Genomic DNA, 25,128 nt, shown 5'->3' with positions numbered 1-25,128 from the left:
TCGTCGTAGTCCCGTACTCGGCGCGGTGGCAGTGGTCAGCCCCTCTCGGCCGGAGGCACCTTCGCGAGCATGCCGTCCCAAAGATCGGTGAACCCCGGGAGCGTCTTGCCCACGGTGGCGACATTCTCGACCTCCACCCCCGGGACGGCCAGCCCCAGGACGGCGGCGGCCATCACCATGCGGTGGTCGTCGTAGGTGCGGAAGAGCCCGCCGCGCAGCGGCCGCGGCCGGATCTCCAGACCGTCGGGCAGTTCGCGGACGTCCCCGCCGAGCCCGTTGAGCTCGGTGGCCAGCGCGGCCAGCCGGTCGGTCTCGTGTCCGCGCAGGTGCGCGATCCCGGTGAGCCGGGACGGCGTCGAGGCCAGCGCGGCCAGCGCCGCCAGCACGGGGGTCAGCTCGCCGACCTCGTGCAGGTCGGCCTCCAGCCCGCGGACCGTCCCGGTGCCGCGCACGGTCAGGCCGCCGGGGCCGTGCGACACCTCGGCGCCCATCTCCGCCAGCAGCCCGCGCAGCGCGTCGCCCGGCTGCGTGGTGTCCCGCGGCCAGTCCGGCACCGTGACCCGGCCGCCGGTCACCAGGGCGGCGCCGAGGAACTGCGCGGCGTTGGACAGGTCGGGCTCGATGACCCACTCGCGGGCCTGGATCGCGCCGGGCGCCACCCGCCACACGTCCTCACCGGTCTCCACCGCGACCCCTGCAATGCGCAGCATCTCCACGGTCATGGCCAGGTGCGGGGCCGACGGCACCGGCGGGCCCTCGTGCCGGACCTCGACCCCCTTGCCGAACCGCGGGGCGGCCAGCAGCAGCCCCGACACCAGCTGCGACGATCCGGACGCGTCGATCGTCACCGCGCCGCCCGGGACCGCGCCCGAACCGCGGACGGTGAACGGCAGCGCCTCCCGGCCCGCGTCGTCGATCTCGGCGCCGAGCGCGCGCAGCGCCCCGATCATCGGGCCCATCGGCCGCTCCCGGGCGCGAGGGTCGCCGTCGATGTCGACCGGGCCCGCGGCCAGGGCCGCGACCGGCGGCAGGAACCGCATCACCGTGCCCGCCAGGCCCACGTCCACCTGCGCCGGACCGGCCAGATCGCGCGGCATCACCCGCCACTCGCCGGAGGGCTCCTCCACCACCCCGACGCCGATCGCGCGCAGCGCCGCGGCCATCAGCAGCGTGTCGCGGCTCCGCAGCGGGCGGACCAGCGTGCCCGGGCCGGCGGCGAGGGCGGCCAGGATCAGTGCCCGGTTGGTCATCGACTTCGAGCCGGGCAGCGGAACGGTGGCGTCCACCGGGGCGTCGGCGACCGGGGCGGACCAGTGCGGCGAGGACATGCCGCAAGGTTATCGGCTTGTGCACCGCGGGGCCCGCGGCGCTGCGGGCATGGCAGCGCCCGCCGTACGGGACACCGTGTACGGCGGGCGCGGTCCAGGGCTTCCTGGGGTCCTAGTCCAGGAAGAGGTAGTCGGCGCGGTAGGGGACGCGGGCCAGCGGCCGGGTGTTCGGGTCGCAGGCGCCCGCCGGGGCCACCCCGCCGATGGTGTTCAGCCGCAGGATCTGCGTGGTGCCGGAGAACAGGCCGTTCCGGGCGCCGGTCTGCGTGGCGTCCAGGACCAGCTCGGGGATGTTGCCGTCACCGTTGGGGGTCTTCGTCACGGCCTTCCCGGTGACCGCGCTGCGGTCGGGCGCGATCCACTGCGGCGGCCCCGCCGGGCCGGGCTTGGCGAACGAGTGCGCGATGCCGCCGGTCAGCGTCGCGGCGACGCCGTCCTGGGTGAACGCGTAGGTGCCGTCGGCCTGCCGGGTGCACCGGTAGATCTGCGCCCCCTGCAGCACCGGCCGCGCGAACGCCCGGGGGCTCTGGCCGGCGGCCGGGGCGAGCTGGCCGCGCACCGCCCCGCCGGGGAACTCGGCGGTGTGCAGGTTGGTGTAGAAGCCGCCGGGCGCGGTCATGATCCGCCGCGCCACGTCCGCGCGGACCGGGGACATCCCGGCCAGGCCGGTGACCGTCGCGGGCAGGCCGCCGGGCGCGCTGAACAGGTCGGCGACGACCGGCCCGTTCGCGCCCTTGGCGCCCTGGTGGACGTGCCCGATGGTGGGCGGCGCGACCGCCGACCAGGTGAGGCCCCACGACAGCATCCCGTCGTGGCTGCGCGCGAACGCGGCCGCCCGGCCGTCCGGGTCGCCGGTCGCCTTGCCGTCCTTGGCCGGCACCTCCTGCGCCCCGTCGGAGATCGACTGGAGCGTGGCCGGCGAGCTTCCGTTCAGGACGCCGTTCAGATCGGCCGGTCGGTTCAGCTTGTGGAACTGGCCGCGGACGGCCCCGCCGGGGAACTCGCCGGTGTGCAGGTTGGCGTAGAAGCCGTTCGGGTTGGCCTTCAGCTGCGCCAGCACGGCCTTGTCGGTCACCTGGACGGTCCCGGCCACGGCGCGGGCCGTGCCCGGCAGCGTCCCCATGAAGAACGGCACCTTGATCGCGCCGTTGGCGCCGGCTGGCCCGAGGTGGATGTGGCCCGCGGTCGGGGCGGCGACGTCCTGCCAGCGGATCGCGTACCAGAGGCGGTCGCCCTGGATCCGCACGAGGGCCCACGCGCGGCCGTCCCGGTCGCCGACGGCCTGGCCGTTGGCGGCGGGCACCTCGTTGCGGCCCAGCAGGCTGGCGGCCAGATAGGTGATGTCACCCTTGCCGCCCTTGCCGGCACCCTGGGCCTGGCCGCCGGCGGGCTTGTCGACCGGCAGCGCGGCCGGGGCGCCGGCGCCCCCGTGGGCTCCGTGGCCCTGGCCGGATCCGGCCTTCCCGGTGGCGGCCCCGGCGGAGGTGCCGAGGACGTCGGTGAGGGCGGCGACGCCCACTCCCGCGCCGGTGGCGACGAGCGCCGCGGCGGCGACGGCGGGCAGCACGAACGTGCGAACGGACATGATCGACACCTGGTCTCTCGATAGGCGGACCGCCGTGACCGGCGGCCCCTGGGTTCCTGAATTCGCAGGGCCCCGCAGCCCCGCACACCCAGAAGCACGCGGGCCCCGGAATAAAGGGTTCAAACCGCCCAGATAATTCTTTTCCTATATGTGTGATTCGGGATGCCTATCAATCCCTTTCTCGGCAAATGAAAAACCGCCCGGCGCGGTGTCGTCACCGTGCCGGGCGGTCTCGCCCGAATCACTTCCGGGGAATGGTCACGCGGGAATGGTCAGCAACCTGCCGCCGGTGCCCTCCAGCACGACCTCGAAGCGGTCGATCTCGTTCCGCGGGGTCGCGGTGCCGCCGTGCGTGATCAGCGGCGCCGGCGATCCGGGCACCCCGTACCCCTTCGGCGGCACCTGCCAGCCCGTGACGACCGTCCGTTCGCCGGTGCGGGAGACCGCCTCCAGCCGGCACCGCAACGGGCCGCGAATGCCGCGCAACTCCAGCCCGACATGCGTCCCCCAGCCCTTGCTCTCCAGCCCGACGGTGCCGGACGCGCCGGTCGCGGGGTCCGAGCCGGACTTCCGCTCGCCCCAGATGACCAGGGACTGCGCGGGGCTGCCGTGCGCGTGCCCGTCCGGTCCGGGCTTGGCGGTCTCGTCGCCGGTCACCGCCGACCCGATCGTGACGCCGGTCGCCAGCAGCACCGTGGCCGCCGCGGTGCCGATCACGTACGTGCCGCGGCGGGCGCGGCGCGCGGCGCGCTGCCGCCGCCGCACCAGGTCGATCACCTCGGCGGGCGGCGTGCCGGACCCCGGATCCCCGGCCGGCCCCCGATCCCGGCCGAACGCGGGCGCCTGCGCCTGCGTCTGCGGCGGCGCCGGTGCCGGGCCGTCGACGGCGTCGGTGAAATCCTTGATGCCGGCCAGCGCGTTCGCCGTCCCGGCCATCTCCCCGAGTTCCGCTGTGCACGACCCGCATTCACGAAGATGTGCCTCGAAGGCCCTTCGGTCGTCCTCTTCCAGCAGGCCCAGGGCATAGGCGCCGACATCGGTGTGCTCGACCTGCGAGCTCATGCCGTCACCCCTCTCTCTTCCAATGCGACACGCAACGCGCGCAGCGCGTAATAAACGCGGGACTTGACCGTCCCGACCGGAATTCCCAGCACTTCGGCGGCCTGGTTGACCGTGCGGTCGCGCAGCACCGTCTCGGTGAGGACCTCCCGGTGCGGCGCCGACAGCGCGTTGAGCGCCTCGGCGACCACCACCTTGCGCAGCAGCCCTTCCACCTCGTCGGCCATCGGCAGATTCTCCAGTACGCCGTCGCCCACCTCGGGCGGCCGCACATCGCGGTACCGCCGGTGGTCGATGACGATACGGCGGGCGACGGTCGCCAGCCAGGGCATCAGGGAACCGCCCCGGGTGTCGAGCCGGTCCGCGCTGCGCCAGGCGCGGATCATGGTTTCCTGGACGACGTCCTCCGCCCACTGCCGGTCCCCGCCGGTCTGCCGGAGGACGAAGGCGAGCAGGGGACGGTGGTACTCGCGATACAGCTCGTCGATGAGCCGTTCGTCGTCGGCCTCGGGCGTCGGCCGGGGGCGGCGGATCAGGCTCCGCAGCCCGCCGGTCGTGCGCCCGGCCGCTCCTGGTGCTGCCATGGCCGTGCGTCTCCGTTGGTCGGGGGGTCTCCCGGCGGCCGCCGCGCGGAGAGGGCGGCGGCGCCGGGAAGCCCGGAGGGACGGGCGGTCGGAAGGCAGTACGGTCCCGATTCGGCACGGGGTTCAATGCCTTTGAGCCTTTCTTAAGGCTCTCTTCGGGAACCAGGAGCGCCGAAGGCCTCGCCGGGGATCCGGCGGCTCAGCGTTTGATCGCCTTGGCCACCTTGGTCGCCTTGGCCTTCTTGGCCATCGTGCGTCCCGGCCCCTTGACCCGGCCCAGCGCGCTCCGGCGGCGGGCGTCCCGGACCTGCCGGGCGGCCTCCCGCTTGGCGTTCCTGATCTCGGCCGCGGTCTCCCGGCGCAGCGCCCGGTTCTCGGCGGCGGCCTTGACCGTGGCCTCCCGCGTAGCCCGGCGCAGCTCCGCGGTGCGCGGCGACCGGCGCGGCTCGGTGGCCGCCATGAGCAGCGCGCCGAACAGGCCGGCGCTCTTGAGCAGGTGCGAGCGCTCGCTGGCCCGGCGTTCGGGGTCGTCCTCGGTCCAGTACCGGTGCTCGGTCGCCAGCGCCGGGACCAGTTGGGCGGCCAGCAGGAGCGTGGTGGCCCGGCGGAACCGCCCGGTGAGCAGCAGCACCCCGGTGCCGAGGCTGAGCGCGCCCTGGATCCGCACCAGGGCCTCGGGGTCCTTGGTGGGCAGCCAGTCGAGCCGGTCCGCGATCGGTTTGACGGTGGGCGCCACCTGCTCCGCGCGCGGGCGTGGATCGCGGAGCGTCTCCAGCCCGGTCATGATGTACGGCGCCGCCACGAAAGGGCGGGCCAGGGTCGTGATGGGTCGCATGCAGGGCTACATGCCCACCGCTTGCGGGGCCAAGCACGGCGCGCTCTTACCGGGCGCGGCAGGATGGACTTATGTGCGGTCGATATGCCACGGCCCGGGCGCGCCAGGAACTGCTCGACGAGTTCCAGGTGCAACTGGACGCCGTAGAGAGTGATCTGCAGCCCGACTACAACGTCGCACCCACCAAACAGGTGCCGGCCATCCTGACCCGGGTGCCGAAGGACGCCGGGGCCCAGGCGGCGGGCGACGCGAAGGAAGAGGAGGCGGAGGCGGCCGTCCGGCAGCTGCGCGAGCTCCGCTGGGGCCTGGTGCCGTCCTGGGCCAAGGACCTGTCCATCGGCAGCCGGATGATCAACGCGCGGATGGAGACCGTCCACGAGAAGGCGTCCTTCCGCCGCGCGTTCGCCCGGCGCCGCTGCCTGCTGCCCGCCGACGGCTACTTCGAGTGGTACACGATCCAGGACCAGGGCGACGAGGAGCCCGCCGACCCTGCGCGGCAGCAGAAGAAGGGCAAGAAGAAGCCGCAGAAGCAGCCGTTCTTCATCCGTCCCAAGGACGGCGGCCTGATGGCCATGGCGGGCCTGTACGAGCTGTGGAAGGACCCCGAGGACGGCCAGTGGGTCTGGACCTGCACGGTGATCACCACCGACGCGCCCGACGATCTCGGCCGGATCCACGACCGGATGCCGATGATCGTCGAGCCGGAGCGCTGGGACGCCTGGCTCGATCCGGCCCTGACCGACACCGACCAGGTGCGCGGCCTGCTGGTCCCGGCCATGTCCGGGACGATGGACGCCCATCCGGTGTCCAAAGCGGTCAATAACGTGAGAAACAACGGCCCAGAACTCATAAAACCTTCGACGAACGGGGATAGTCCAGGCAACCGATCCGACACCTTGTTCTGACCGTCGGTGCGATGGCGGTCGGACGGCGAACCTTCGCGCCGGTCCTCCAGCGGCGCGCACCGGAGGGAGTTCCGGCATCGTGGACACCGCCACCGCCCGCACCCGCCTCGAGGCGACGCTCGCCGAGCTGGATCGCTCGATAACGATCCTCAAGGGCGAGCACCCCGAGCGCGAGCTCTCGGCCGCCGACGCGGGCTCCAACCTCTCCGACAGCGACCGCGTCGAAGCGGCGCTGGAGTCGTTGGGGCGCCACCGCAACGCGGTGGACGCGGCGCTGGCCAGGATCTCCGCCGGGACCTACGGGCGGTGCCTGGGCTGCGGCAAGCCGGTGCCGGAGGGGCGGCTGGAGGTCCGTCCCGAGGCCGCCCGCTGCGTCACCTGCCAGTCCAAGCACGATCGCGCCATGCGCTGACCGCGCCCCTTGACCCGGCGGCGCGGTCCGGCGCGGGACGGGTCAGCCGGGACGGCGGGCGCTGGCGAGCAGGTGGACGCCCAGCGAGTCGTCGTTCAGCGGCGCGTTCAGCTCGGTCCGCACCAGCCGCGGCAGCGCCCGCGGCGAGCCGGACAGCACGTGCTCGACGGTCGAGGGCGACAGCACCGTGCGCGGCCTGATCCACTCCACCTCCAGCCCGGCGTCGGCGAGCAGCTCGCGCAGCTGCTCGGCCCAGAAGCAGCGGGTGATGGTGCCGTCCGGCCAGGGCACCAGCAGCACCTCGGCGCTCGGCACGTCCGACAGGTGCGCCCAGCAGTTCTGCTCGGCCAGCAGCGCCATGCCCAGGGTCAGCGAGTCCACCGACAGCAGCACCCGGCCGCCCGGCCGCAGCACCCGGGCGATCTCCGCGACCGCCGCCTCGGTCACCAGATGCCGGGACAGCACCCGGTTCTCCGCGATCACGGCGTCCACGCAGCCGTCGGTGAGGAAGCCCAGCGCGCCCGAGTCGCCGATCAGCCGCTGCGGCGGGGCGGTGGAGTGCGGGCCGCGCCCGTTGGCCCCGTTGCGCGAATGGCCGTTCTCGCCGCCGAACGGGTGCACGGGGTCGCCGGCGCGCGGCAGCGGCGGGCCGTACCCGGCCGGCGCCGGGTCGGCGCGCCCCCGGTCGGCCGGCCTGGAGCCGGCGGACCCCGGATCCGCCGGCGCGGGGTCGGCCCGCTCCGGTCTCCGGTCCGCGGCCCCGGCCGCCCCGTCGGCCCTGGACGACCCGTTGACCCCCAGGGCGGAGGCGAGCGGCCCGGAGCTCCGCCGGCCCAGGTGCGGGTCCAGCACCTGGATCACCCGGTGCCCGGCGGCCGCGGCCTGTACGCCGCTGCGCCCCGGGCCGCCGGCCAGGTCCAGGATCCGCGCCGGCCGCCGGGGCAGCCAGCGGGCCAGCTGGGCCGCGGCGACCGCCCAGTAGAACGTCCAGTAGTGCGCGAGGGCCTCGTCCTCGCCCGGGGCATCGCGCAGGCTCGCGACGGAGGGCTCGGGAGGTCGCGCCGGCACCGGTAGCAACGGTTTGCTCCTGTTCTCGACGTGTATGTCATTGTTCCCCCTCGGGGCCCGGTCATCACCCTCCGTACAGATCCGGATGATTCCGTCCGGATCCGAAAGGAAATGCCCCCCAGCCCCGGCGCCGGGAATCGACGGGGCCGTACCGGCGTTGCACCGTCTCATAACGCCCGCGCGCATGCGCCGAACGACACGGGTTCCGGACGACCGGTTCCGACTCGGCACCCTCGGCGCGCGGCACGAAAGCGATCCGTCCAGCGGAGGGGCACCCATGACCACAGCCGTTGCCGAACACGCGGCGAGGCCCGCGGCGCCGGCGCGGGCCGGCGGCGCCCTCGCCCCCGGCGGCGTGAACAGGCAGCGAGGCCCGCTATCGTCTGTGCAACACGACGCAGAAGGCGTCGCCACAGCGGAGGGGGTGGGTCAGGTACCGGGCACCACGGAGACCGTGGAGCAACGCCAGGAGCGCTTTCAGCGCGACGTGCTCCCGTTCTTGGACCAGCTGTACTCGGCCGCGCTGCGCATGACGCGCAACCCGGCGGACGCCGAGGATCTCGTGCAGGAGACCTTCGCCAAGGCGTTCGGGTCCTTCCACCAGTTCAAGGAGGGCACGAACCTCAAGGCCTGGCTCTACCGGATCCTGACCAACACCTTCATCAACTCCTACCGCAAGAAGCAGCGGCAGCCGCAGCAGGCGGCCACCGAGGAGATCGAGGACTGGCAGCTCGCGCGCGCGGAGTCGCACACCTCCAGCGGACTGAAGTCGGCCGAGGCCGAGGCGCTGGAGCACCTGCCCGACTCCGACGTGAAGCAGGCGCTGCAGGACCTGCCCGAGGAGTTCCGGATCGCGGTCTACCTCGCCGACGTCGAGGGCTTCGCGTACAAGGAGATCGCCGAGATCATGGGCACGCCGATCGGGACCGTGATGTCGCGGCTGCACCGCGGGAGGCGGCAGCTGCGCGGCATGCTCGAGGACTACGCCCGGGATCACGGCCTGTCCCGGGCGAGCGGGAAGGGTGAGTGAGCCATGAGCTGTGGCGACCACCACGAGACGTCCTGTGAGGAAGTGCTGGCCCGCGTCTACAGCTATCTGGACGGCGAGCTGGACCAGGGCGGCTGCGGCGAGGTGCGGGAGCACCTGGACGAGTGCGGGCCGTGCCTGCGCGAGTACGGCCTGGAAGAGGCCGTGAAGAAACTGGTGGGCAAGTGCTGCCAGGCCGAGCACGCGCCCGACGAGCTGCGGGCCAAGGTGATGGGGCGGATCGAGGAGGTCTGCGGCGAGATCAGGTCCGCCGAGACCGAGAAGGCGCCCGAGTCCTCCGCCGGACCGCCCGCTTAACCTGCAATCCCGGCCCAGGACACTCGCCTGGCGGGCTGTGTTTGTTGCAATCACGGCCCAGGGCACTCGCCTGGCGGCTCGCACCCTGACCGTGCTTGGGCGAGCGCGACATCGCTTCGCGATCTGGCCGGTGCGGCTCGCCTCCGGCGTCGCCGCACCGGCCAGGTAGCGCGCTCGCGCGGTACCTGAGGCCGGTTGCATCGGTATCGTGCTCGCGTGCGCGTTCTCGTCACCGGTGCGGCCGGCTTCATCGGATCCCATCTGGTCGACCGGCTGCTGGCCGACGGCCACGAGGTCATCGCCCTGGACGATCTGTCGTCGGGCTCCAACACCCGTCCCGACGTCGAGCTGTGGCGCATGGACGTGGCCGATCCGGCGCTGGCGGACCGGGTCGCCGGCCGCCCGCCCGAGGTGATCTGCCATCTGGCGGCGCAGGTCAGCGTGCGCGCCAGCGTCGCCGATCCGCTCGCCGACGCCCGCACCAACGTGCTCGGCACCGCCAACGTGCTGGAGGCGGCGCGGTCCGCCGGGGCCCGCAAGGTCGTCTTCACCTCCAGCTGCGCGGTCTACGGCGTACCGGACGCGCTGCCCGTCCCGGCGGGCGCCGAACTGCGCCCCGCTTCGCCGTACGCGGCGTCCAAGGTCACCGGCGAGGTCTACGCGCGCACCTACCGCGCCCTGCACGGCCTCGACTTCACCATCCTCACGCTGGCCAACGTGTACGGGCCCAGGCAGACCCCCGAGGGCGAGGCCGGCGTCATCTCGATCTTCACCGACGCGCTGCTGGCGGGCCGTCCCACCAGGGTGTTCGGGGACGGCGGGCAGACCCGCGACTACGTCTACGTCCGCGACGTCGTCGATGCCTTCGCCCGCGCCGTCGACGGGCGCGGCGGGGGCGGCCGCTACAACGTCGGCACCGGCCTGCAAACGACCGACCGCGAGCTGCACTCACTGGTCGCGGCCGCGGCCGGCGCACCGGACGAGCCCGCGTTCGCACCGCCCCGGCTGGGCGACCTGCCGGCGATGGCGGTCGACCCGTCCGGCACGCGCGCGGACCTCGGCTGGACGCCCCGCACGCCGCTGCGCGAGGGGCTGGCCGCGACCGTCGCCTGGGCCAGGGAACGGGCCGGGAAGCCCGCGGATGATCACTCCAGGTGACGTTTGCTTCACACTTTGCTCACGATTCTCCGCTTGCCTGTGTGGCCTGGGCCGCGGGCGTTAGGCTTGTGCCGGAATCAGCGACGGGAACACATGCGTGCCCGGGCGGCGGGGAAGCGTTCGCCCGGGAGTGCCGGGCCGGAAGGTCCGGCGAGCCTGGGAAGCGGGGGAGGCGACGGGCCGTGCTCGTGCATGTGGTGACCGCCGGTCTCGACCGGATCGGGCATGCCATGGCGTCGCCGTCGCTGATCTTGACCAGGGGCGTGTCCTGGGTCTGACGCGCCGGAGCGGCGCGACCGGCCCAGGCGGCTGCCCGCGTTGAACCCCCGGGTGACACCGTGTCGGCCGGGTGGGGGACACGTCACTCCCGAGGGGGCGGCATGCGTGGACTACCTCTCGCTGCCTGGGCGTACGTCTGCGGCGTGGTCGCGCTGGCGGCCGGGCTGATCGCGACGGCGTCCTATGCGGGCATGGAATGGCGCACGCTGGCCGTGCTGGCCGTGCTGTTCCTCATCTGCGACTCGGCGCCCGCGCTGCTCAACATCGAGCGCGCCCGCGTCTCGCTGAGCTTCGCGGCGAGCCTGGCGTCGGTGGTGCTGCTCGGCCCGGCGGGCGCGGCGCTGCTGGGGCTGTGCGCGCTGGTCACCGGGCAGCGGCTGTTCGCGCCGGTGAAGCGGGTGTTCAACGGCGCTCAGTTCGCGCTGTGCGGCTACGCCTCGGGCGTGGTCTTCGGCGTGCTGGGCGGGCGGCGCTTCGAGCCCGGCCAGGCCGAGTGGGTGGAGCACGTGATCGGGCCGTTCCTCGGCGCGCTGGTCACCTTCGTCCTGGTGAACCTGCTGCTGGTGGCCGGGATCCTGCTGCTGAGCAGGCAGGCCACGCTGCGCGAGCTGCTGGGCGAGAGCGGCCAGCTAGCGTTCGGGTGCCTGGGTTACGGCACCTTCGGCCTGTTGATCGCGGGGTTGTGGTCGCGGGTGGGGATCGGGCCGTTCGCGGCGGTGCTGGTGTTGCTGCCGCTGTTCGTGGCGCGCTGGGCATTGGAGCAGACGCGGGCGCAGCAGGAGGCGCATGCGGCGACGCTGGCGGCGCTGTGCCAGGCGGTGGAGACCAAGGACTACTACACCCGCGGGCATTCGGAGCGGGTGTCGCGGGGGTCGGTGATGATCGCCCGGGAGATCGGGATGCGGTCCGACCGGGTGGAGGCGATCCGCTACGCCGGCATGCTGCACGACGTCGGCAAACTCGGAGTTCCGACCAAGTTCCTCCAGAAGTCGGGGTCGCTCACCGAGGAGGAGTTCGCGGCGATCCAGCTGCATCCGATGCGGGGACTGGAGATCGTGCGGGACATCGGGTTCCTGGAGGAGGCACTGGCCGGGATCATGCACCACCACGAGAAGATGAACGGGCGCGGCTATCCGATGGGGCTGGCCGGTGACGAGATCCCCGAGTTCGCCCGGGTGATCTCGGTGGCCGACGCGTTCGACTCGATGACCTCGACCCGCTCCTACCGCGCCGCCCGTACGGTCGACGAGGCCGTGGAGGAACTGATCCGCGGCGTCGGCGACCATTTCGACGCCGACATGGTCGAGGCGTTCCTGAGGGCCCTGGAGCGCGAGGGCTGGGACCCGCCCAAGCCCGTCGTGCTGCCCGATGACGACATCGTCGAGACCACCCAGCAGGACCACGACGACCCCAGCACCCCGCTCCGGGTCGCCGCCGAGGCGGGCGCCGACGGCACCGCCGGCCGAGCGCCGGAGGACGCGCCGCCCAACGAGGCGGACGGGCCAGTGGACGGCGACGTGGACGGCGAGGCGAACAGTGAGGCGGGCACGGACGCCGGCCGGCGGAGCGGGGACACGGCCAGGGACGTCGCGGGCGGCCGTGCCCGCGGCTAGCCGGGCCCGCTGCCCCGCTGCCCCGCCGCCCCGCCGTCCAGCAAGGAAAAGGAGCCGATGAGCACCCAGATGCGCACCCGCGAACGCGCCGCCTGGCAGACCATCGACTCGGGCCAGCTGCTGCTGATCGCCACCGCCGGCCTGGTCGTGGTGGTCGCGGTCACCCAGGTCGCCGCGGTCGGGCTGGAGCAGGCCGACGTCGCGGTGATCTTCGGCGTGCTGATCGCGCTGGGCGAGCTGTTCCGCATGGTCATGCCGGGAAACCGGGAGGTCGCGCCGATCGCCAGCGTGGGCGGCATCGGCTACGCGCTGCTGGTCGGGATCGGCCCGGAGGGCGCCCCGCCGGACGCGCCGCTCGGCGTCGTCCCGGCCGTGCACTCCCCGCTGCAGGTGATGGCCGTCACCGCGGTCGGGATGCTGGTCGGGTCGCTGCCGCACGTCGCGGTCGGGCGCACCCCCCGGCTGGACGCCATGGCCCGCCGGCTGTTCACCGTCGCCATGGTCGCGCTGTGCTTCCGCCCGCTGCTGTCGCTGCGGCTCGACTGGCAGGTGCTGCTGGGCCTGATGGTCGTGGTCGTGGTGGCCTCCTGCCTCTGCGACGTCATGATCGCCGCACTGATCCGGGCGGAGGCGGTGCGGGCCCGCTTCGGGATCGCGATGCGCGACGAGATCCGCGCCAAGATCGCGCTGTGCGCCGCCACCAGCGCCACCGCCATGCTGATCGCGGTCGCCACCACGGTGATGGGCCCCGCGGCGCTGCTGGTGTTCACCGCGCCGATCCTGGTCACCCAGTTCGCCTTCCGCCGCTACGCCGGGATCCGCGCCACCTACCTGCAGACCGTGCGCGCGCTGTCGCGGGTCACCGAGGTCGGCGGCTACGTGGAGACCGGGCACTCCCGCCGCGTGTCACGGCTGTCGGTCGCGATGGGACGCGAGCTGGGCATGTCCGAGGAGGAGCTGCTCGAGCTGGAGTACGCGGCGCTGATGCACGACATCGGCCAGCTCTCGCTCGGCGATCCGATCCCCGGCGGCGCCACCGTGCTGGCCTCGCCCACCGAACAGCGCCGCATCGCCGAGCTGGGCGCCGAGGTCATCAAGCAGACCGGCGTGCTGGACCGGGTCGCCGCGATCGTCCAGCTGTCCTCGCACCCGTACCGGACCGGGCACGGCGAGCCGCCCTCCGGCGAGCAGCGTTCCGGCGAGCAGCGTTCCGGCGAGCAGGGCGCCGCGGCCGCCGACCGTCCGGTGTCGCCGCCGCTGGCCAGCCGCATCATCAAGGTGGCCAACGCCTACGACGACCTGGTCGGCGACTCCGCCGACCGCGACCGCGGCGCGGCCGTGCTGGAACGGCTGCGGCTCGACTCGGCCGCCGAGTACGATCCGGCGGTCGTCGAGGCGCTCAGCCGCGTCGTCGACCGCCGTCCGCGGCTGTAGGTGAACGGCGGGTCCGGACAAAACTATGGGCGGGTATTGTCGCCCGCGCGGCCGGACCCGCCGACCGCCGCCGGGCTAGTCTCGGCCCAGCGAGCGGCGAAGCCCCGCCCGCCGATCGTGAAGGAGAGTTCCGCAGGTGTACGAGTCCGTGCTCGTGGCGAACCGGGGTGAGATCGCCAGCCGGATCATCCACACCGTCCGCGCGCTGGGCCTGAAGGCGATCGCGGTGTACTCCGAGGCCGACGCCGAACTGCCGTTCGTCGCCGAGGCCGACGAGGCGATCCTCATCGGCCCGGCCCCGCCCGCGCTCAGCTACCTCGACATCGCCCGGATCATGGAGGCGGCCCGCCGCACCAACGCCGGGGCCGTCCACCCCGGGTACGGGTTCCTGGCCGAGGACGCCGGGTTCGCCCGCCGGGTGGTCGACGCGGGCCTGGGCTGGATCGGTCCGCCGCCGCTGGCCATCGCCCGGCTGGGCGACAAGATCAACGCCCGGAACCTGATGAAGGAGGCCGGGGTCCCGGTCGCGCCCGGGGTGTGGGAGCCGGTGCCCGACGCCGACACCGCCGCGGAGGAGGCCGAGCGGATCGGCTACCCGGTCATGGTGAAGGCCGCCGCGGCCGGCGGCGGGATCGGCATGGGCGCCGCCTACGACGAGGCCGCGCTCCGCGAGGCCTACGAGACCGCCCGCGCCGCCGCCGAGCGCACCATCGCCGGCCGTTCCGGCGACGGTGCGGAGCCCGGCGGCGGGGCCGACATCATGCTCGAACGGTTCGTCGAGGGCGCCCGGCACGTCGAGGTGCAGATCCTCGGCCTGGCCGACGGCACCGTGGTCGCGCTGGGCGAGCGGGACTGCTCGGTCCAGCGCCGCCACCAGAAGGTCGTCGAGGAGACCCCGTCCACCGGTGTCACGCCCGCGCTGCGCGAGCGGATGCTGGCCGCGGCCGTGCGGGCGGGGGAGACGGTCGGCTACCGCGGCGCCGGGACGGTCGAGTTCCTGGTCGACCCGGCCGCGCGGGAGTTCTTCTTCCTGGAGATGGACACCCGGCTCCAGGCGGAGCACCCGATCACCGAGCTGGTCACCGGCATCGACCTGGTCGAGCAGCAGCTGCGGATCGCGGCAGGGGAGCCGCCGTCGTTCACCGAAGCCCTGCCGCACGGGCACGCGATCGAACTGCGCGTGTACGCCGAGGACCCGCGCGGGTTCCAACCCGCGCCCGGCACGATCGAGGTCTGGGAGGAGCCGGTCGGCGAGGGCATCCGCATCGACGCCGGATACGCCGAGGGCAACACCGTCACACCGCACTACGACCCGCTGCTGGCGAAGCTGTGCGTGCACGGCGAGACCCGCGCCGGCGCGCTGGCCCGGGCCCGCGCGGCGGTGGACGCGTTCCGCATCGAGGGAGTGCGGACCAACCTGCCGTTCCTGGCCGAGCTGCTCCACGAGCCCGGGTTCGCGGACGGCGCGTACGACACCGGCATCGTGGGCCGCATGCGCGCACCGTCGTGACGGCGGCCGCTCCGCACCCGCATTGTCCGTCCAATGCACACGCTCGTAGAAAGGAACCCGTTGTGGCCGAGGTCAGAGCGGAGATGGTCGCCAACGTGTGGCAGGTCGTGGTCGCCGAGGGCGACACCGTGGAGGAGGGCGACACGCTCGTCATCCTGGAGTCCATGAAGATGGAGATCCCGGTGCTGGCCGAGGAGCCCGGCACGGTCTCCAAGCTGGCCGTCAAAGAGGGCGTGGTCGTCCAGGGCGGCGACCTCATCGCCGTGGTGGACTGATCATGTCCGTTGATGTCCCGTCCTACTGCGACCGCTGCGGGGAGCCCGCCGATGCCGGCGGCCACCAGACGTGCCGTGCGGCGCGGCGGATGGAGCCCCCGCGCTACTGCGCCCGGTGCCGGCGGCGGCTGGTCGTCCAGGTGACCCCGGCGGGCTGGACGGCGCGCTGCTCCGAGCACGGCCCGCTCAGCCAGGCGCCCGTGCCGCCTCCGGCGTGAGGGCCAGCGCGTACGTCATCAGCTCGAGGCCGGGTACCGGGCTCCAGTCCCGTCCCGGTGTGCGCTCGAACCCCATCCGCTCGTACATCCGCTGCGCGGACCGCATGTTCGGCTGCGTCGACAGCCGCAACGCGGCCAGCCCGGCCGCCCGCGCCCGGTCGACGCACGCCTGGACGAGGGCCCGGCCCACGCCGCCGCCCCGGGAGCCTTCCAGGACGGCCAGCATGCGGAACTCGCCCTCGTCCGGCCCGGCCAGCTCGGCGTACGGGCTGTCGGACGGGCAGTAGGCGACGGCCCCGGCGATCTCCCCGGCCACCTCGGCGACCAGCAGCTCGGCCTTTGCCGCCCGGTCGGCGGCGTCGCCCAGCGTCGTCACGTAGGAGGAGCCGGACGGGATCAGACCGCCCCGCACGTACACCTCGACCGTCAGCTCGCCGACCCGCACGTAATCGGCGGGCAGGGCGCTCCGGACGAGCACGCTCCGCTCACCGTTCCCCAAGACCATGACCACGGGCAGATTCTGCCCCACCGGGATGTCGGCGTCCATACGGGGCGGTCCGCCCGGATCAGGTCTTGGCGACGTCCTGGCAGGTCCGCTCGTCGGGCAGCAACGGCCGCAGCCGCACCGAGTACACCTTGCCGCCGCTGCGCCAGCGGTGATCGCCGTCCGCGGTGGCGACATGCTTGACCGCCGTGTCCCGGTCGTCGCCGGTCACGACGGTGCACAGCGCGCCCGCGGCCTGCTCGCCCCGTCCCAGCGGACGCTTCAGCGGCCAGTCGGACACCCGCTGACCGCCCGCCGCCGGGCTCTCCCCGGCCAGCACCGCCACCCTGGAGGAGCGGTACGGACGGGACGGCTCCGCCTGGTCGGCGCGCGACCAGCCCCGGGGATCGAGCCGCTTCCAGAACCGCACCGCCGGAGCCCCGGCCTGGCTCTCGGGCTGGACGATCCTGGTACGGGCCGCGCCCATCCTGATCTCCAGGACCATCGCGTCGGCGATCCGGTCGGGCCCGATCGTGCGCGAGCGCTCCAGGCCGGCGGCGCGCGCCTCGCCCAGCAGCCGCTGCAGCGCCGCCGGTGTGAGCCGGTATTCGCGCTGCACCGGGAGCGGCGGTGGCGGCGCGCCGTCGCGGGGCCCGGTGATCGCCCGGCCGTCGCCGTACAGCGAGAAGTCGGGCAGGCTTCCCGGGCCGCCCAGGCCCGCGATCCCGCCGGTCATCCGCCAGCGCAGCACCGGCTCACCGGAGTCGGGCCGCGCCGTGCCGCGACCGCCTCCCGGTCCGGTCTCCGGCTCCTGCCCGCCGCACGCGACCAGGGCCACGGCCCCGATCAGGACGGCGGCGATCCCCCGATCGATCACGCTCACCAAGCGTACGTATGGATCGGCCATTGACCTTGGACGCCGCGCCCCCATGACCGGTTCCATGCCCTTACCCGTCACTTCACCGGCGGGCCGTACAAAGCCGGTGAGGGCAAGACTGTGGGGTCCGGCGGGACTGCGCCGCGACCGCGCACGCTAATGTGCCGCTCGTGAGCGTGCTCGTGGTGAGCGGAACCTGCACCGGGGTCGGCAAGACGATCGTCACCGCCGCCCTGGCGGCGCTGGCGGCCGCCCGCGGCGCGGCGGTCGCCGTCGTCAAGCCCGGCCAGACCGGGGCGGCGCCGGACGAGCCCGGCGACCTCGAGCAGGTGCGGCGGCTGGCCGGCATCGACGACCTGCACGAGCTCGCCCGCTTCCCCGACCCGCTGTCGCCCGCCGCGGCGGCCCGGCACGCGGGACTGCCCCCGGTGCGGCTCGCCGACGTCGCCAAACGCGTCCAGGAACTGTCCCGCACCCGGCGGCTGGTGCTGGTCGAGGGCGCCGGCGGCCTGCTGGTCCGCTACGACGAGGAGGGCGCCACCGTCGCCGACCTGGCCCGCTGGCTCGGCGCCTCGGTGGTCGTGGTGGCCCGTCCCGACCTGGGCACCCTCAACCACACCGCGCTGACCCTGGAGGCGATGGCGCACCGCGGCGTCCAGCTCGCCGGGGTGGTGCTCGGCTCATGGCCGGACGAGCCCGACCTGGCCATGCGCAGCAACCTCCGCGACCTGGAGACGATCGCGGCGCGTCCGCTGGCCGGAGCGATGCCCGCCGGCGCCGGCTCCCTGGACCCCGCCGAGTTCCTCCTCGCGGCGCACAGCGCGCTGGCGCCGCCGTTCGGGGGCGTGTTCGACTCCGTAGTCTTCCGCGAAGCCAACGGTCTTCCGGCGTGACCCATCGCAACTGAAGGAGATCTCGTGAGCGACATCCTCGAAGTGGCCCGCCGCCAGGTGCTCGACGAGGGCCGCGGGCTGACCGGCACGCAGGTCCTGGAGTGCCTGACGCTCCCCGACGACCGTCTCGAGGAGCTGCTCGCCCTCGCCCACGAGGTCCGGATGCGCTGGTGCGGGCCCGAGGTCGAGGTCGAGGGGATCGTCTCGCTGAAGACCGGCGGCTGCCCGGAGGACTGCCACTTCTGCTCCCAGTCGGGCCAGTTCACCTCGCCGGTCCGCGCGGTGTGGCTGAACATCCCCGAACTGGTCGAGGCCGCCAAGGAGACCGCCGAGACCGGCGCCACCGAGTTCTGCATCGTCGCCGCCGTCCGCGGCCCGGACGAGCGCCTGATGTCCCAGGTGCGCGAGGGCGTCAAGGCCATCAACGACGCCGTCGAGATCAACATCGCCTGCTCGCTGGGGATGCTCACCCAGGAGCAGGTGGACGAGCTGGCCGGGATGGGCGTGCATCGCTACAACCACAACCTGGAGACCGCCCGCTCCCACTTCCCCAGCGTGGTCACCACGCACAGCTGGGAGGAGCGCTGGGACACCCTCCGCATGGTGAAGGAGGCCGGCATGGAGGTGTGCTGCGGCGGCATCATCGGAATGGGGGAGACCGTCGAGCAGCGCGCCGAGTTCGCCGGCCAGCTCGCCGAGCTGGGGCCGGACGAGGTCCCGCTGAACTTCCTGGCCCCCAGGCCGGGCACCCCGTTCGCCGACTACCCGCTCGTGGAGGGCGGCGAGGCCCTCAAGACCATCGCCGCGTTCCGGCTCGCCCTGCCCCGCACCATCCTGCGCTACGCCGGCGGCCGCGAACTCACCCTCGGTGACCTCGGCACCCGCGAGGGCATGCTGGGCGGCGTCAACGCCATCATCGTCGGCAACTACCTGACCACTTTGGGCCGCCCCGCCGAACAGGACCTGGAACTCCTCACCGACCTCCAGATGCCCATCAAGGCCCTCTCCCAGACCCTCTGACCGAGGTCAGCTCTTCCACGGCTCCCACAGGGACGTGTCGACCTCGATGTCGAACGGCTCGGGCAATCGGATCGTCTCGCCGAACGGCCACGACTCCTCGTGCAGGTAGGCGCTCGAGTCTTGAGCGGGAATCGAATAGAGGGTCGTCTTGGCGGCCTTGGGGGAGCGATCGACGAGGAGGTAGTACGCGATCTTCACTTGGGCGTAGCCCGACCATTTGGTTCGGCCCGTCTCACTGTGGGGGTCCGCCGGTGGGCGATCGAGTGCCGAGCGACTGGGGGACGTGACTTCCACGACCATCTCGACCTCGTCGGGCATGAAGCCAGGGGCGTGGGCTTTGGCCGCCGCGGTGCGTACGTCCTGGGCCATCACCAGGAGATCGGGGATGTAGCCGTCACCGGTCATGATCCTGGTCAGGTTCGTGCCCTGCGATGACACCCACGGATACGCCGGGTCCATCAGGCGGGCCTTCACCAAGGCGTCGGAGATGTCCTGAATGATGTTGGCGTGTGGGACGACCGGTGCGGGGGACACGACGATCTCTCCTCCGATGATCTCTACTCGGGTTCCGTCATGCGGAAGGAGGAGGAGGTCGTGTAGCTCGCCGCTTTCCCACAGCGCGTACGGGGCGTCCGGAAGCACGGCGTTGTGCTTGGGGATCTCCACGATGTGCGGGGGATTTACCGTGATGTGCGGGGGGTTTGCTGTGATGCTCACTTTTTGTGACCTCTCGCTCACAGTCTGCTCCCGTCATCGTAGGGAAAGCTTGCACCCAGCGTAACCGTAACGTTCGAACTCGTGGTCGAACCGCTGCGGGTCAGTCGCGGCGGAGGCGGGTGATGAACTTGTAGCGGTCGCCGCGGTAGAGGGACTGCGCCCACTCGACGGGCTGGCCGGTGGCGTCGAAGGCGTGCCTGGACAGCAGCAGCAGCGGCAGGCCGACGTCCACGCAGAGCAGCTGGGCGTCGTGCGGCGTCGCCAGGACGGTCTCGATCGTCTCCTCGGCCTCGGTGAGGTGGACGTCGTAGGCCGTGGCCAGCGTCTCGTACAGGGAGTGGTGCCGGGGCAGCTCGCGGCGCAGGCCGGGGAAGCGGCGGGCCGGGAGGTGGGAGGTGTCGATCGACATGGCCTCGCCGTCGGCCAGGCGCAGCCGGTGGATCCGCAGCACCCGGCCGCCGGGCCGGATGCCGAGGAGCCCGGCCATGCGCTCGTCGGCGCTGACGTAGCCGATCTCCAGGATGCGGGTCTCCGGACGCAGGCCGTGGTGGCGCATGTCCTCGGTGTAGCTGACCAGCTGGAGTTCCTGCGAGACCTTCGGCTTGGCGACGAAGGTGCCCTTCCCCTGGATGCGCTGGAGCCGGCCCTCGACGACCAGTTCGGCCAGCGCCTGCCGCACCGTGGTGCGCGAGGTCTCGTACTTCTCCGCGAGGGTCCGTTCAGGTGGCAGCGGCGCCCCGGGCGGCAGCGACTGGATCAGCTCGACCAGCAGTTCTTTGAGCTTGTAGTACTTCGGGATGCGCGGTGCCTGGGCCGAGTGGTGCCTACCGAGGTCGCTCAGTGGTGCGCGCTCGTACCCGCCCCCGTGCCGGGGCCCGCCCCTGACCTCCGTCACGGCCTCTCCTCACGTTCATCATCGGTTGTCCCCGATGTTAACTGTGAGACTACGGCCGGTAGAGCCCGCGACGCCCGCCAGGGCCTCCTCGAGTGTTGTGAGGTCCGCCTCGCCCACCGTGGCGCGGGCGGTGAGCCGCAGGCAGGCGCGCCCCTTGGGCACCGACGGTGGCCGGAAGCAGCCGACCCGCGCGCCGTGCGCGGCGCAGATCTCCGCGCCCCGGACCGCGGCTTCCGGCTCGCCCAGAACCACCGGGACGACGGCGGCGGCCGGTGCGGCGGTGGTCTCCAGGCCGAGCCCGGCGGCGATCGCGGCCATCCGGCGGGCCCGTTCGCGGGCGCGGCCGGGCAGGTCCGGTTCGGCGTCCAGGACGTCCAGGGCGGCCAGCGCCGCCCCCACGGCGGGCGGGTTCAGCCCGGTGTCGAAGATGAACGACCGTCCCGTGTCGACCAGCGCCTCGACCACCTCGGGCGCGCCCAGCACCGCGCCGCCCTGCGCGCCCAGCGATTTCGACAGCGTCAGGGTCAGCACCACGTCCGGTTCTCCGGCCAGCCCGGCGGCGTGCGCGGCGCCCTGCCCGCGCTCGCCGACCACGCCCAGCGCGTGCGCCTCGTCGACGACCAGCAGCGCCCCGTGCGCCCGGACGACGCGGTGCAGCCCGGCCAGCGGGGCCAGGTCGCCGTCCACGGAGAACACGGCGTCGGTGACCACGAGGGCGTGCTCCTCCTCCCGCTCGGCCAGCGCCCGCTCGACGGCGGCGGTGTCGCGGTGCGGGACGATCTCCACCCGGGACCGGGAGAGCCGGCAGGCGTCCACGATGGAGGCGTGGTTGACCTGGTCGGAGACCACCAGGTCGCCGGGGCCGGCCAGGCCCGCCACCGCGCCCACGTTGGCCAGGAAGCCCGAGGAGAACACCAGGCCGGCGGCGCTGCCGGTGAACGCGGCCAGCCGCCGGTCCAGCTCGGCGTGCAGCTCGGTGGTGCCGGTGACCAGCCGGGATCCGGTCGAGCCGGTGCCCCACGCGCGGGCCGCCGCGATCGCGCCCTCGATCAGCCGCGGGTCGCGGGACAGCCCGAGGTAGTCGTTGGAGGCCAGGTCGATGAGGCCGCCGTGGTCGGCGGTACGGGGCCGCAGCCGCCGCCGCAGCCCGGCCGTCGCCCGCTGCTCGGCGGCCGTCCGCAAGCGGGCCAGGGGGTCCCGTCCAGAGGTCATGGGGGAATCCTGCCAGCCCAGGCGCGCGTGCCGGGCACCGAGTCCCTCCCCACATAATGAAACCGTGCCCACGTTGAGCGATCTGGTCCGCGACCACACCGATCTCACCGACACCGATCTGGAGTGGCTGCATGCCCTGGTGTCGGACTGGCAGCTGCTCGCGGACCTGTCGTTCGCGGACCTGCTGCTGTGGGTGCCGTTGCGCTCGCCGGACGCGCTGCCCGCCGAGGCGGGCCCGCGCCGCCGCGACCCGGGGATTCCGGGCGCGGTGCACGGGTGGGTCGCGATCGCGCAGATGCGTCCCACGACCGGGCCGACCGCCTACCCGGAGGACCTGGTCGGGAAGGTGGTGGCGAGCGGACGGCGCGGGTTGATCGACGTGGCGTGGCGGGAGCGGCGGATCGTCCGGGAGGGCGACCCCGAGTGGGGGAGCGGCATCCCGGTGCGCGAGGAGTCGATCCCGGTGCGGCGCGGGGTGAAGCTGCTCGGCGTCATCCAGCGCAGCACCAACCTCAGCTCGGCGCGGACGCCGAGTCGGCTGGAGCTGACCTACCTGCAGAGCGCCAGCGACCTCGCGCAGATGATCGCCGAGGGCCGGTTCCCGGTCCCCGGCGAGGAGCCCAACCTGGTGCGTTCACCGCGCGTGGGGGACGGCCTGATCCGTCTCGACCGGGCGGGCCGGGTGACGTACGCGAGTCCGAACGCGCAGTCGGCCTACCGCCGCCTGGGCTTCCCCGCCGACCTCGTCGGTGAGTCGCTCGGCGCGGTGACCACGCAGCTGTGCGACACCGGGGAACCGCTGGAGGAGGCGCTGACCGCGCTGCTCAGCGGCCGGGCGCCGCGCGAGGTGGAGGTCGAGGCGCGCGGCTCGGTGATGCAGCTGCGCACGATCCCGCTGGTGGTCGGCGGCACCCGGATCGGCGCGGTCGTGCTGTGCCGGGACGTCACCGAGCTGCGGTGGCGGGACCGGGAGCTGCTGACCAAGGACGCCACCATCCGGGAGATCCACCACCGGGTGAAGAACAACCTGCAGACGGTGGCGGCGCTGCTGCGGCTGCAGGCCCGGCGGCTGCAGATCCCCGAGGGCCGGGCGGCGCTGGACGAGGCGGTGCGCAGGGTCGGCTCGATCGCGATCGTCCACGAGACCCTGTCGCACACCCCGGACGAGCTGATCGACTTCGATGACATCGCCGATCGGGTGATCATGATGGCGGGGGAGGTGTCGATGCCGGAGACCCGGGTGACGCCCAAGCGCACCGGGAGCTTCGGCGTGCTGCCCGCCGAAGTGGCGACACCGCTGGCGATGGCGCTCACCGAACTGCTGCAGAACGCGCTGGAGCACGGCCTGGCCAACCGTTTCGGGACGCTGGAGGTGGTCGCGCACCGGTACGAGGAGCACGGCGGCCGCGACCGGGGCCGGGACGGCCCGGACGGCGAGGACCGGCGCCTGGTGGTCGTGGTGTCCGACGACGGGGTGGGCCTGCCCGCCGACTTCGACGTCGAGAGCACCGACAGCCTCGGGTTGCAGATCGTCCGGACGCTGATCGTGGGCGAGCTGGGCGGCAAGCTCGACTTCAGGCGGCGGCCCAGCGGGGGCACGGAGGTCGTCGTGGACGTGCCGCTCGACCACGACCACCGCCCGGGGCCGCCCCGTCGCTGAGAAAGGGGGGCGGGCATGCGGCGAGCGCCCTGCCGCCAGTGGGGCAAGGCGCTCGATGATCGCCGCTCGGGTGCCGTCGCGGGCGCGGATGCTTTCCGACCTCGGGGTTCGGAAGCGGTGCCCGCCGTTCCTGCGTCTTCGAAGGAGTGCGGTCGGAGCCGGACGGTCGGTGCTAGGCGGTCGCGTTCAGGTTGGCGCGGGTCCGGGCCCGGGCGGCGCGGCGCTTGAGGGCGCGGCGCTCGTCCTCGCCCATGCCGCCCCAGACGCCCGAGTCCTGGCCGGATTCCAGGGCCCAGGCGAGGCACGCTTCGGTGACATCGCACCGGCGGCATACCTGCTTGGCCTCTTCGATCTGCAGGATCGCGGGCCCGGTGTTGCCGATCGGGAAGAACAGCTCGGGGTCCACGTCACGGCAGGCTGCGCGGTGGCGCCAGTCCATGCGGTCCACTCCTTCGTCAGCGTGGAGGAAGACGACTCCACTTTGTGAACGGGTTCACATGTCGCGGCCACCCCGAGCCGCTCGGGTAGGGGGCTCTGGGGTGAATGTTCTGCGGCGCTTCGACCAGGAGGCTGACGGCGCTGGGCTTCCTGTCGGCGGGCGCGCTTTGAGCGTGTCAAAACGGCGGCGCCGGACGCAAGACCTTTGAGAAACGTTTCTCAAAGTATGAGTGTCGCATGTGTCACATCAGTGGGTCGCCGATGTTGCTTTCCCGTTAAACGGGCCCATGATCGCGCTCATATGACGACGCGCACGGCCTCCGGCACCGACCGGAACGTGATGGACTCCACCTCGCCCAGGTAGTCCCCGTCCAGCTGAAACGCCACCGGGCGATCCGCGCGCACCGTGATCTCCGCCGCGTCGTGCACGTTCAGCACCGCCCGTCCGCGGATCGGCCGGGACCGCGCGGTCAGCATCCCGGCCAGCCCTCCCAGGAACGCCGGCACCTCCATCGAACGTATCCCGAACGCGTCCAGCCCGGTCCGGAAGTGCGCCCGCGGACTCGGATTCACCGGAAGCGGGCCGAGGAAAGTCCAAGGCGCCGTATTGCTGATGAGTGTCAGAAAGACACCGGTTATGGCGGGCCGTCCCGGCACTTCGACGGCCAGTGCCGGATGCCGCCGGTCGGTGCCCGCGAAGAAATGCCGCACCGCCGTCCGCACGTACAGCGACGGGTACGCCCGCGCCCCCGACAGCCGCCGCCGCTCCACCTCCCGGACCACCTCGGCGTCGTACCCCACGCCCGCGTTGAAGGTGAAATACCGCTTCGCCGCGCCCGTGTGCGTAGCCGTCCCCAGCCCCACGGTGCGGTGCCGGCCCGCCCGCAGCGCGTCCAGCACCGCCCGCGTCGCGTCCACCGGATCGTTGGGCAGGCCCAGCGCCCGCGCGAACACGTTCGCGCTCCCGCACGGCAGCACCGCCAGCGCCGGCAGATCCGGCGACGGGCCCTTGGCCAGCAGCCCGTTGACGGCCTCGTTCACCGTCCCGTCGCCGCCGACCGCGATCACGACATCGTGGCCGTCCACCACCGCCCGGCTCGCCAGCTCGGTCGCATGGCCGCGGTACGCCGTCTCCACCAGATCCAGATCAAGATCGCCGGAGACCGCCCGCACCAGAAGGTCGCGGGCCCGCCGGGAGGACGAGGTCGCCTTGGGGTTGGCGATGAGCATGGCGCGCACGGCGTCAGCGTATCCATCGCGCGGCGGGCACCGGCCACGACCACCGCATTGCACTCGGCACCGGGCCGGGACAGGCCGCGCACCA

General features: G+C 73.1%; 26 protein-coding genes. 13 read left to right on the top strand and 13 right to left on the bottom strand.

The features are described from left to right. Positions 1–35: 35 nt before the first annotated feature. The 5 genes from aroA to ABD340_RS16620 form a co-directional block, all read right to left on the bottom strand. The gene (aroA, locus tag ABD340_RS16640) at positions 36–1,328 is read right to left on the bottom strand and encodes a 3-phosphoshikimate 1-carboxyvinyltransferase (protein WP_344589873.1); all 1,293 of its coding nucleotides are present in this window, start codon (positions 1,326–1,328) and stop codon (positions 36–38) included. Between the two features lie 112 nt (positions 1,329–1,440). Continuing rightward, the gene (locus tag ABD340_RS16635) at positions 1,441–2,913 is read right to left on the bottom strand and encodes a CHRD domain-containing protein (protein ID WP_344589872.1); all 1,473 of its coding nucleotides are present in this window, start codon (positions 2,911–2,913) and stop codon (positions 1,441–1,443) included. A gap of 258 nt (positions 2,914–3,171) precedes the next feature. Next, positions 3,172–3,975 (bottom strand): anti-sigma factor family protein, encoded by an 804-nt coding sequence (locus ABD340_RS16630; RefSeq protein ID WP_344589871.1) that lies wholly within the window; start codon positions 3,973–3,975, stop codon positions 3,172–3,174. Continuing rightward, positions 3,972–4,556, bottom strand: coding sequence for a sigma-70 family RNA polymerase sigma factor (locus ABD340_RS16625; protein ID WP_425547375.1), 585 nt, complete (start codon positions 4,554–4,556; stop codon positions 3,972–3,974). The genes ABD340_RS16630 and ABD340_RS16625 overlap by 4 nt, the downstream gene beginning before the upstream one ends. Before the next feature lie 199 nt (positions 4,557–4,755). Then, positions 4,756–5,391, bottom strand: coding sequence for a DoxX family protein (locus ABD340_RS16620; protein ID WP_344589870.1), 636 nt, complete (start codon positions 5,389–5,391; stop codon positions 4,756–4,758). Positions 5,392–5,462: 71 nt separating this feature from the next. On the opposite strand from ABD340_RS16620, the gene ABD340_RS16615 reads away from it, so the two are divergent. Then, positions 5,463–6,296, top strand: coding sequence for an SOS response-associated peptidase (locus ABD340_RS16615; RefSeq protein ID WP_344589869.1), 834 nt, complete (start codon positions 5,463–5,465; stop codon positions 6,294–6,296). 79 nt (positions 6,297–6,375) lie between these two features. Continuing rightward, positions 6,376–6,708, top strand: coding sequence for a TraR/DksA family transcriptional regulator (locus ABD340_RS16610; RefSeq protein ID WP_344589868.1), 333 nt, complete (start codon positions 6,376–6,378; stop codon positions 6,706–6,708). 42 nt (positions 6,709–6,750) lie between these two features. Here ABD340_RS16610 and ABD340_RS16605 read toward each other — a convergent pair whose 3' ends face one another. Beyond that, the gene (locus ABD340_RS16605; RefSeq protein WP_344589867.1) at positions 6,751–7,776 is read right to left on the bottom strand and encodes a methyltransferase; all 1,026 of its coding nucleotides are present in this window, start codon (positions 7,774–7,776) and stop codon (positions 6,751–6,753) included. 424 nt (positions 7,777–8,200) lie between these two features. On the opposite strand from ABD340_RS16605, the gene ABD340_RS16600 reads away from it, so the two are divergent. The 8 genes from ABD340_RS16600 to bsaP all read left to right on the top strand — a co-directional run bounded on the left by ABD340_RS16600 (position 8,201) and on the right by bsaP (position 15,608). After that, positions 8,201–8,806 carry a sigma-70 family RNA polymerase sigma factor gene (locus ABD340_RS16600; RefSeq protein WP_344589866.1) on the top strand — a complete coding sequence of 202 codons (606 nt, stop codon included), beginning with the start codon at positions 8,201–8,203 and terminating at the stop codon, positions 8,804–8,806. Between the two features lie 3 nt (positions 8,807–8,809). Beyond that, positions 8,810–9,121: a mycothiol system anti-sigma-R factor gene (rsrA, locus tag ABD340_RS16595; protein WP_344589865.1), complete on the top strand. Its 312-nt coding sequence runs from the start codon at positions 8,810–8,812 to the stop codon at positions 9,119–9,121. A 216-nt stretch (positions 9,122–9,337) separates the two neighbouring features. Beyond that, a complete protein-coding gene (locus ABD340_RS16590) occupies positions 9,338–10,279 on the top strand; it encodes an NAD-dependent epimerase/dehydratase family protein (protein ID WP_344589864.1) in 942 nt (313 codons plus the stop codon). Positions 10,280–10,659: 380 nt separating this feature from the next. Further along, positions 10,660–12,171 (top strand): HD-GYP domain-containing protein, encoded by a 1,512-nt coding sequence (locus tag ABD340_RS16585; protein ID WP_344589863.1) that lies wholly within the window; start codon positions 10,660–10,662, stop codon positions 12,169–12,171. Between the two features lie 57 nt (positions 12,172–12,228). After that, positions 12,229–13,605, top strand: coding sequence for an HD-GYP domain-containing protein (locus ABD340_RS16580; RefSeq protein WP_344589862.1), 1,377 nt, complete (start codon positions 12,229–12,231; stop codon positions 13,603–13,605). A 136-nt stretch (positions 13,606–13,741) separates the two neighbouring features. Beyond that, the gene (locus tag ABD340_RS16575) at positions 13,742–15,115 is read left to right on the top strand and encodes an acetyl-CoA carboxylase biotin carboxylase subunit (protein ID WP_344589861.1); all 1,374 of its coding nucleotides are present in this window, start codon (positions 13,742–13,744) and stop codon (positions 15,113–15,115) included. Between the two features lie 62 nt (positions 15,116–15,177). Then, positions 15,178–15,390 (top strand): biotin/lipoyl-binding carrier protein, encoded by a 213-nt coding sequence (locus tag ABD340_RS16570; protein ID WP_344589860.1) that lies wholly within the window; start codon positions 15,178–15,180, stop codon positions 15,388–15,390. A gap of 2 nt (positions 15,391–15,392) precedes the next feature. Next, a complete protein-coding gene (bsaP, locus tag ABD340_RS16565; protein WP_344589859.1) occupies positions 15,393–15,608 on the top strand; it encodes a biotin synthase auxiliary protein BsaP in 216 nt (71 codons plus the stop codon). On the opposite strand, the gene ABD340_RS16560 is transcribed toward bsaP, so the two are convergent. Continuing rightward, on the bottom strand, positions 15,577–16,155 hold the full coding sequence (locus ABD340_RS16560; protein WP_344589858.1) for a GNAT family N-acetyltransferase: 579 nt from the start codon (positions 16,153–16,155) through the stop codon (positions 15,577–15,579). The genes bsaP and ABD340_RS16560 overlap by 32 nt on opposite strands. 19 nt (positions 16,156–16,174) lie before the next feature. Then, positions 16,175–16,969, bottom strand: a complete 795-nt coding sequence (locus ABD340_RS16555) for a hypothetical protein (protein ID WP_344589857.1) — start codon at positions 16,967–16,969, stop codon at positions 16,175–16,177. 170 nt (positions 16,970–17,139) lie between these two features. On the opposite strand from ABD340_RS16555, the gene bioD reads away from it, so the two are divergent. Both bioD and bioB read left to right on the top strand, forming a co-directional pair. After that, complete coding sequence (gene bioD / locus ABD340_RS16550; RefSeq protein WP_344589856.1) at positions 17,140–17,862, top strand: dethiobiotin synthase; 723 nt, start codon at positions 17,140–17,142, stop codon at positions 17,860–17,862. Positions 17,863–17,886: 24 nt separating this feature from the next. Further along, the gene (gene bioB, locus ABD340_RS16545) at positions 17,887–18,882 is read left to right on the top strand and encodes a biotin synthase BioB (protein WP_344589855.1); all 996 of its coding nucleotides are present in this window, start codon (positions 17,887–17,889) and stop codon (positions 18,880–18,882) included. Between the two features lie 6 nt (positions 18,883–18,888). On the opposite strand, the gene ABD340_RS16540 is transcribed toward bioB, so the two are convergent. From ABD340_RS16540 to ABD340_RS16530, 3 genes are all read right to left on the bottom strand, one after another. After that, complete coding sequence (locus tag ABD340_RS16540; RefSeq protein WP_344589854.1) at positions 18,889–19,548, bottom strand: Uma2 family endonuclease; 660 nt, start codon at positions 19,546–19,548, stop codon at positions 18,889–18,891. A gap of 151 nt (positions 19,549–19,699) precedes the next feature. Then, positions 19,700–20,494, bottom strand: coding sequence for a GntR family transcriptional regulator (locus tag ABD340_RS16535; RefSeq protein ID WP_425547373.1), 795 nt, complete (start codon positions 20,492–20,494; stop codon positions 19,700–19,702). 18 nt (positions 20,495–20,512) lie between these two features. Then, the gene (locus ABD340_RS16530; protein ID WP_344589853.1) at positions 20,513–21,706 is read right to left on the bottom strand and encodes an 8-amino-7-oxononanoate synthase; all 1,194 of its coding nucleotides are present in this window, start codon (positions 21,704–21,706) and stop codon (positions 20,513–20,515) included. 64 nt (positions 21,707–21,770) lie between these two features. Here ABD340_RS16530 and ABD340_RS16525 point away from each other — a divergent pair, with 64 nt between their 5' ends. Further along, a complete protein-coding gene (locus ABD340_RS16525; RefSeq protein ID WP_344589852.1) occupies positions 21,771–23,366 on the top strand; it encodes a sensor histidine kinase in 1,596 nt (531 codons plus the stop codon). Between the two features lie 172 nt (positions 23,367–23,538). On the opposite strand, the gene ABD340_RS16520 is transcribed toward ABD340_RS16525, so the two are convergent. Together ABD340_RS16520 and ABD340_RS16515 are read right to left on the bottom strand one after the other, a co-directional pair. Continuing rightward, positions 23,539–23,805, bottom strand: a complete 267-nt coding sequence (locus tag ABD340_RS16520; RefSeq protein WP_344589851.1) for a WhiB family transcriptional regulator — start codon at positions 23,803–23,805, stop codon at positions 23,539–23,541. Positions 23,806–24,101: 296 nt separating this feature from the next. After that, positions 24,102–25,034: a diacylglycerol/lipid kinase family protein gene (locus tag ABD340_RS16515; protein WP_344590698.1), complete on the bottom strand. Its 933-nt coding sequence runs from the start codon at positions 25,032–25,034 to the stop codon at positions 24,102–24,104. Between the last annotated feature and the right edge of the window lie 94 nt (positions 25,035–25,128).

The organism is Actinomadura vinacea, from assembly GCF_039532545.1.
Taxonomy (GTDB): Bacteria; Actinomycetota; Actinomycetes; order Streptosporangiales; family Streptosporangiaceae; genus Spirillospora; species Spirillospora vinacea.
Note: the sequence above shows the minus strand (reverse complement) of the source record. Positions and strands in the feature narration are given on the sequence as shown.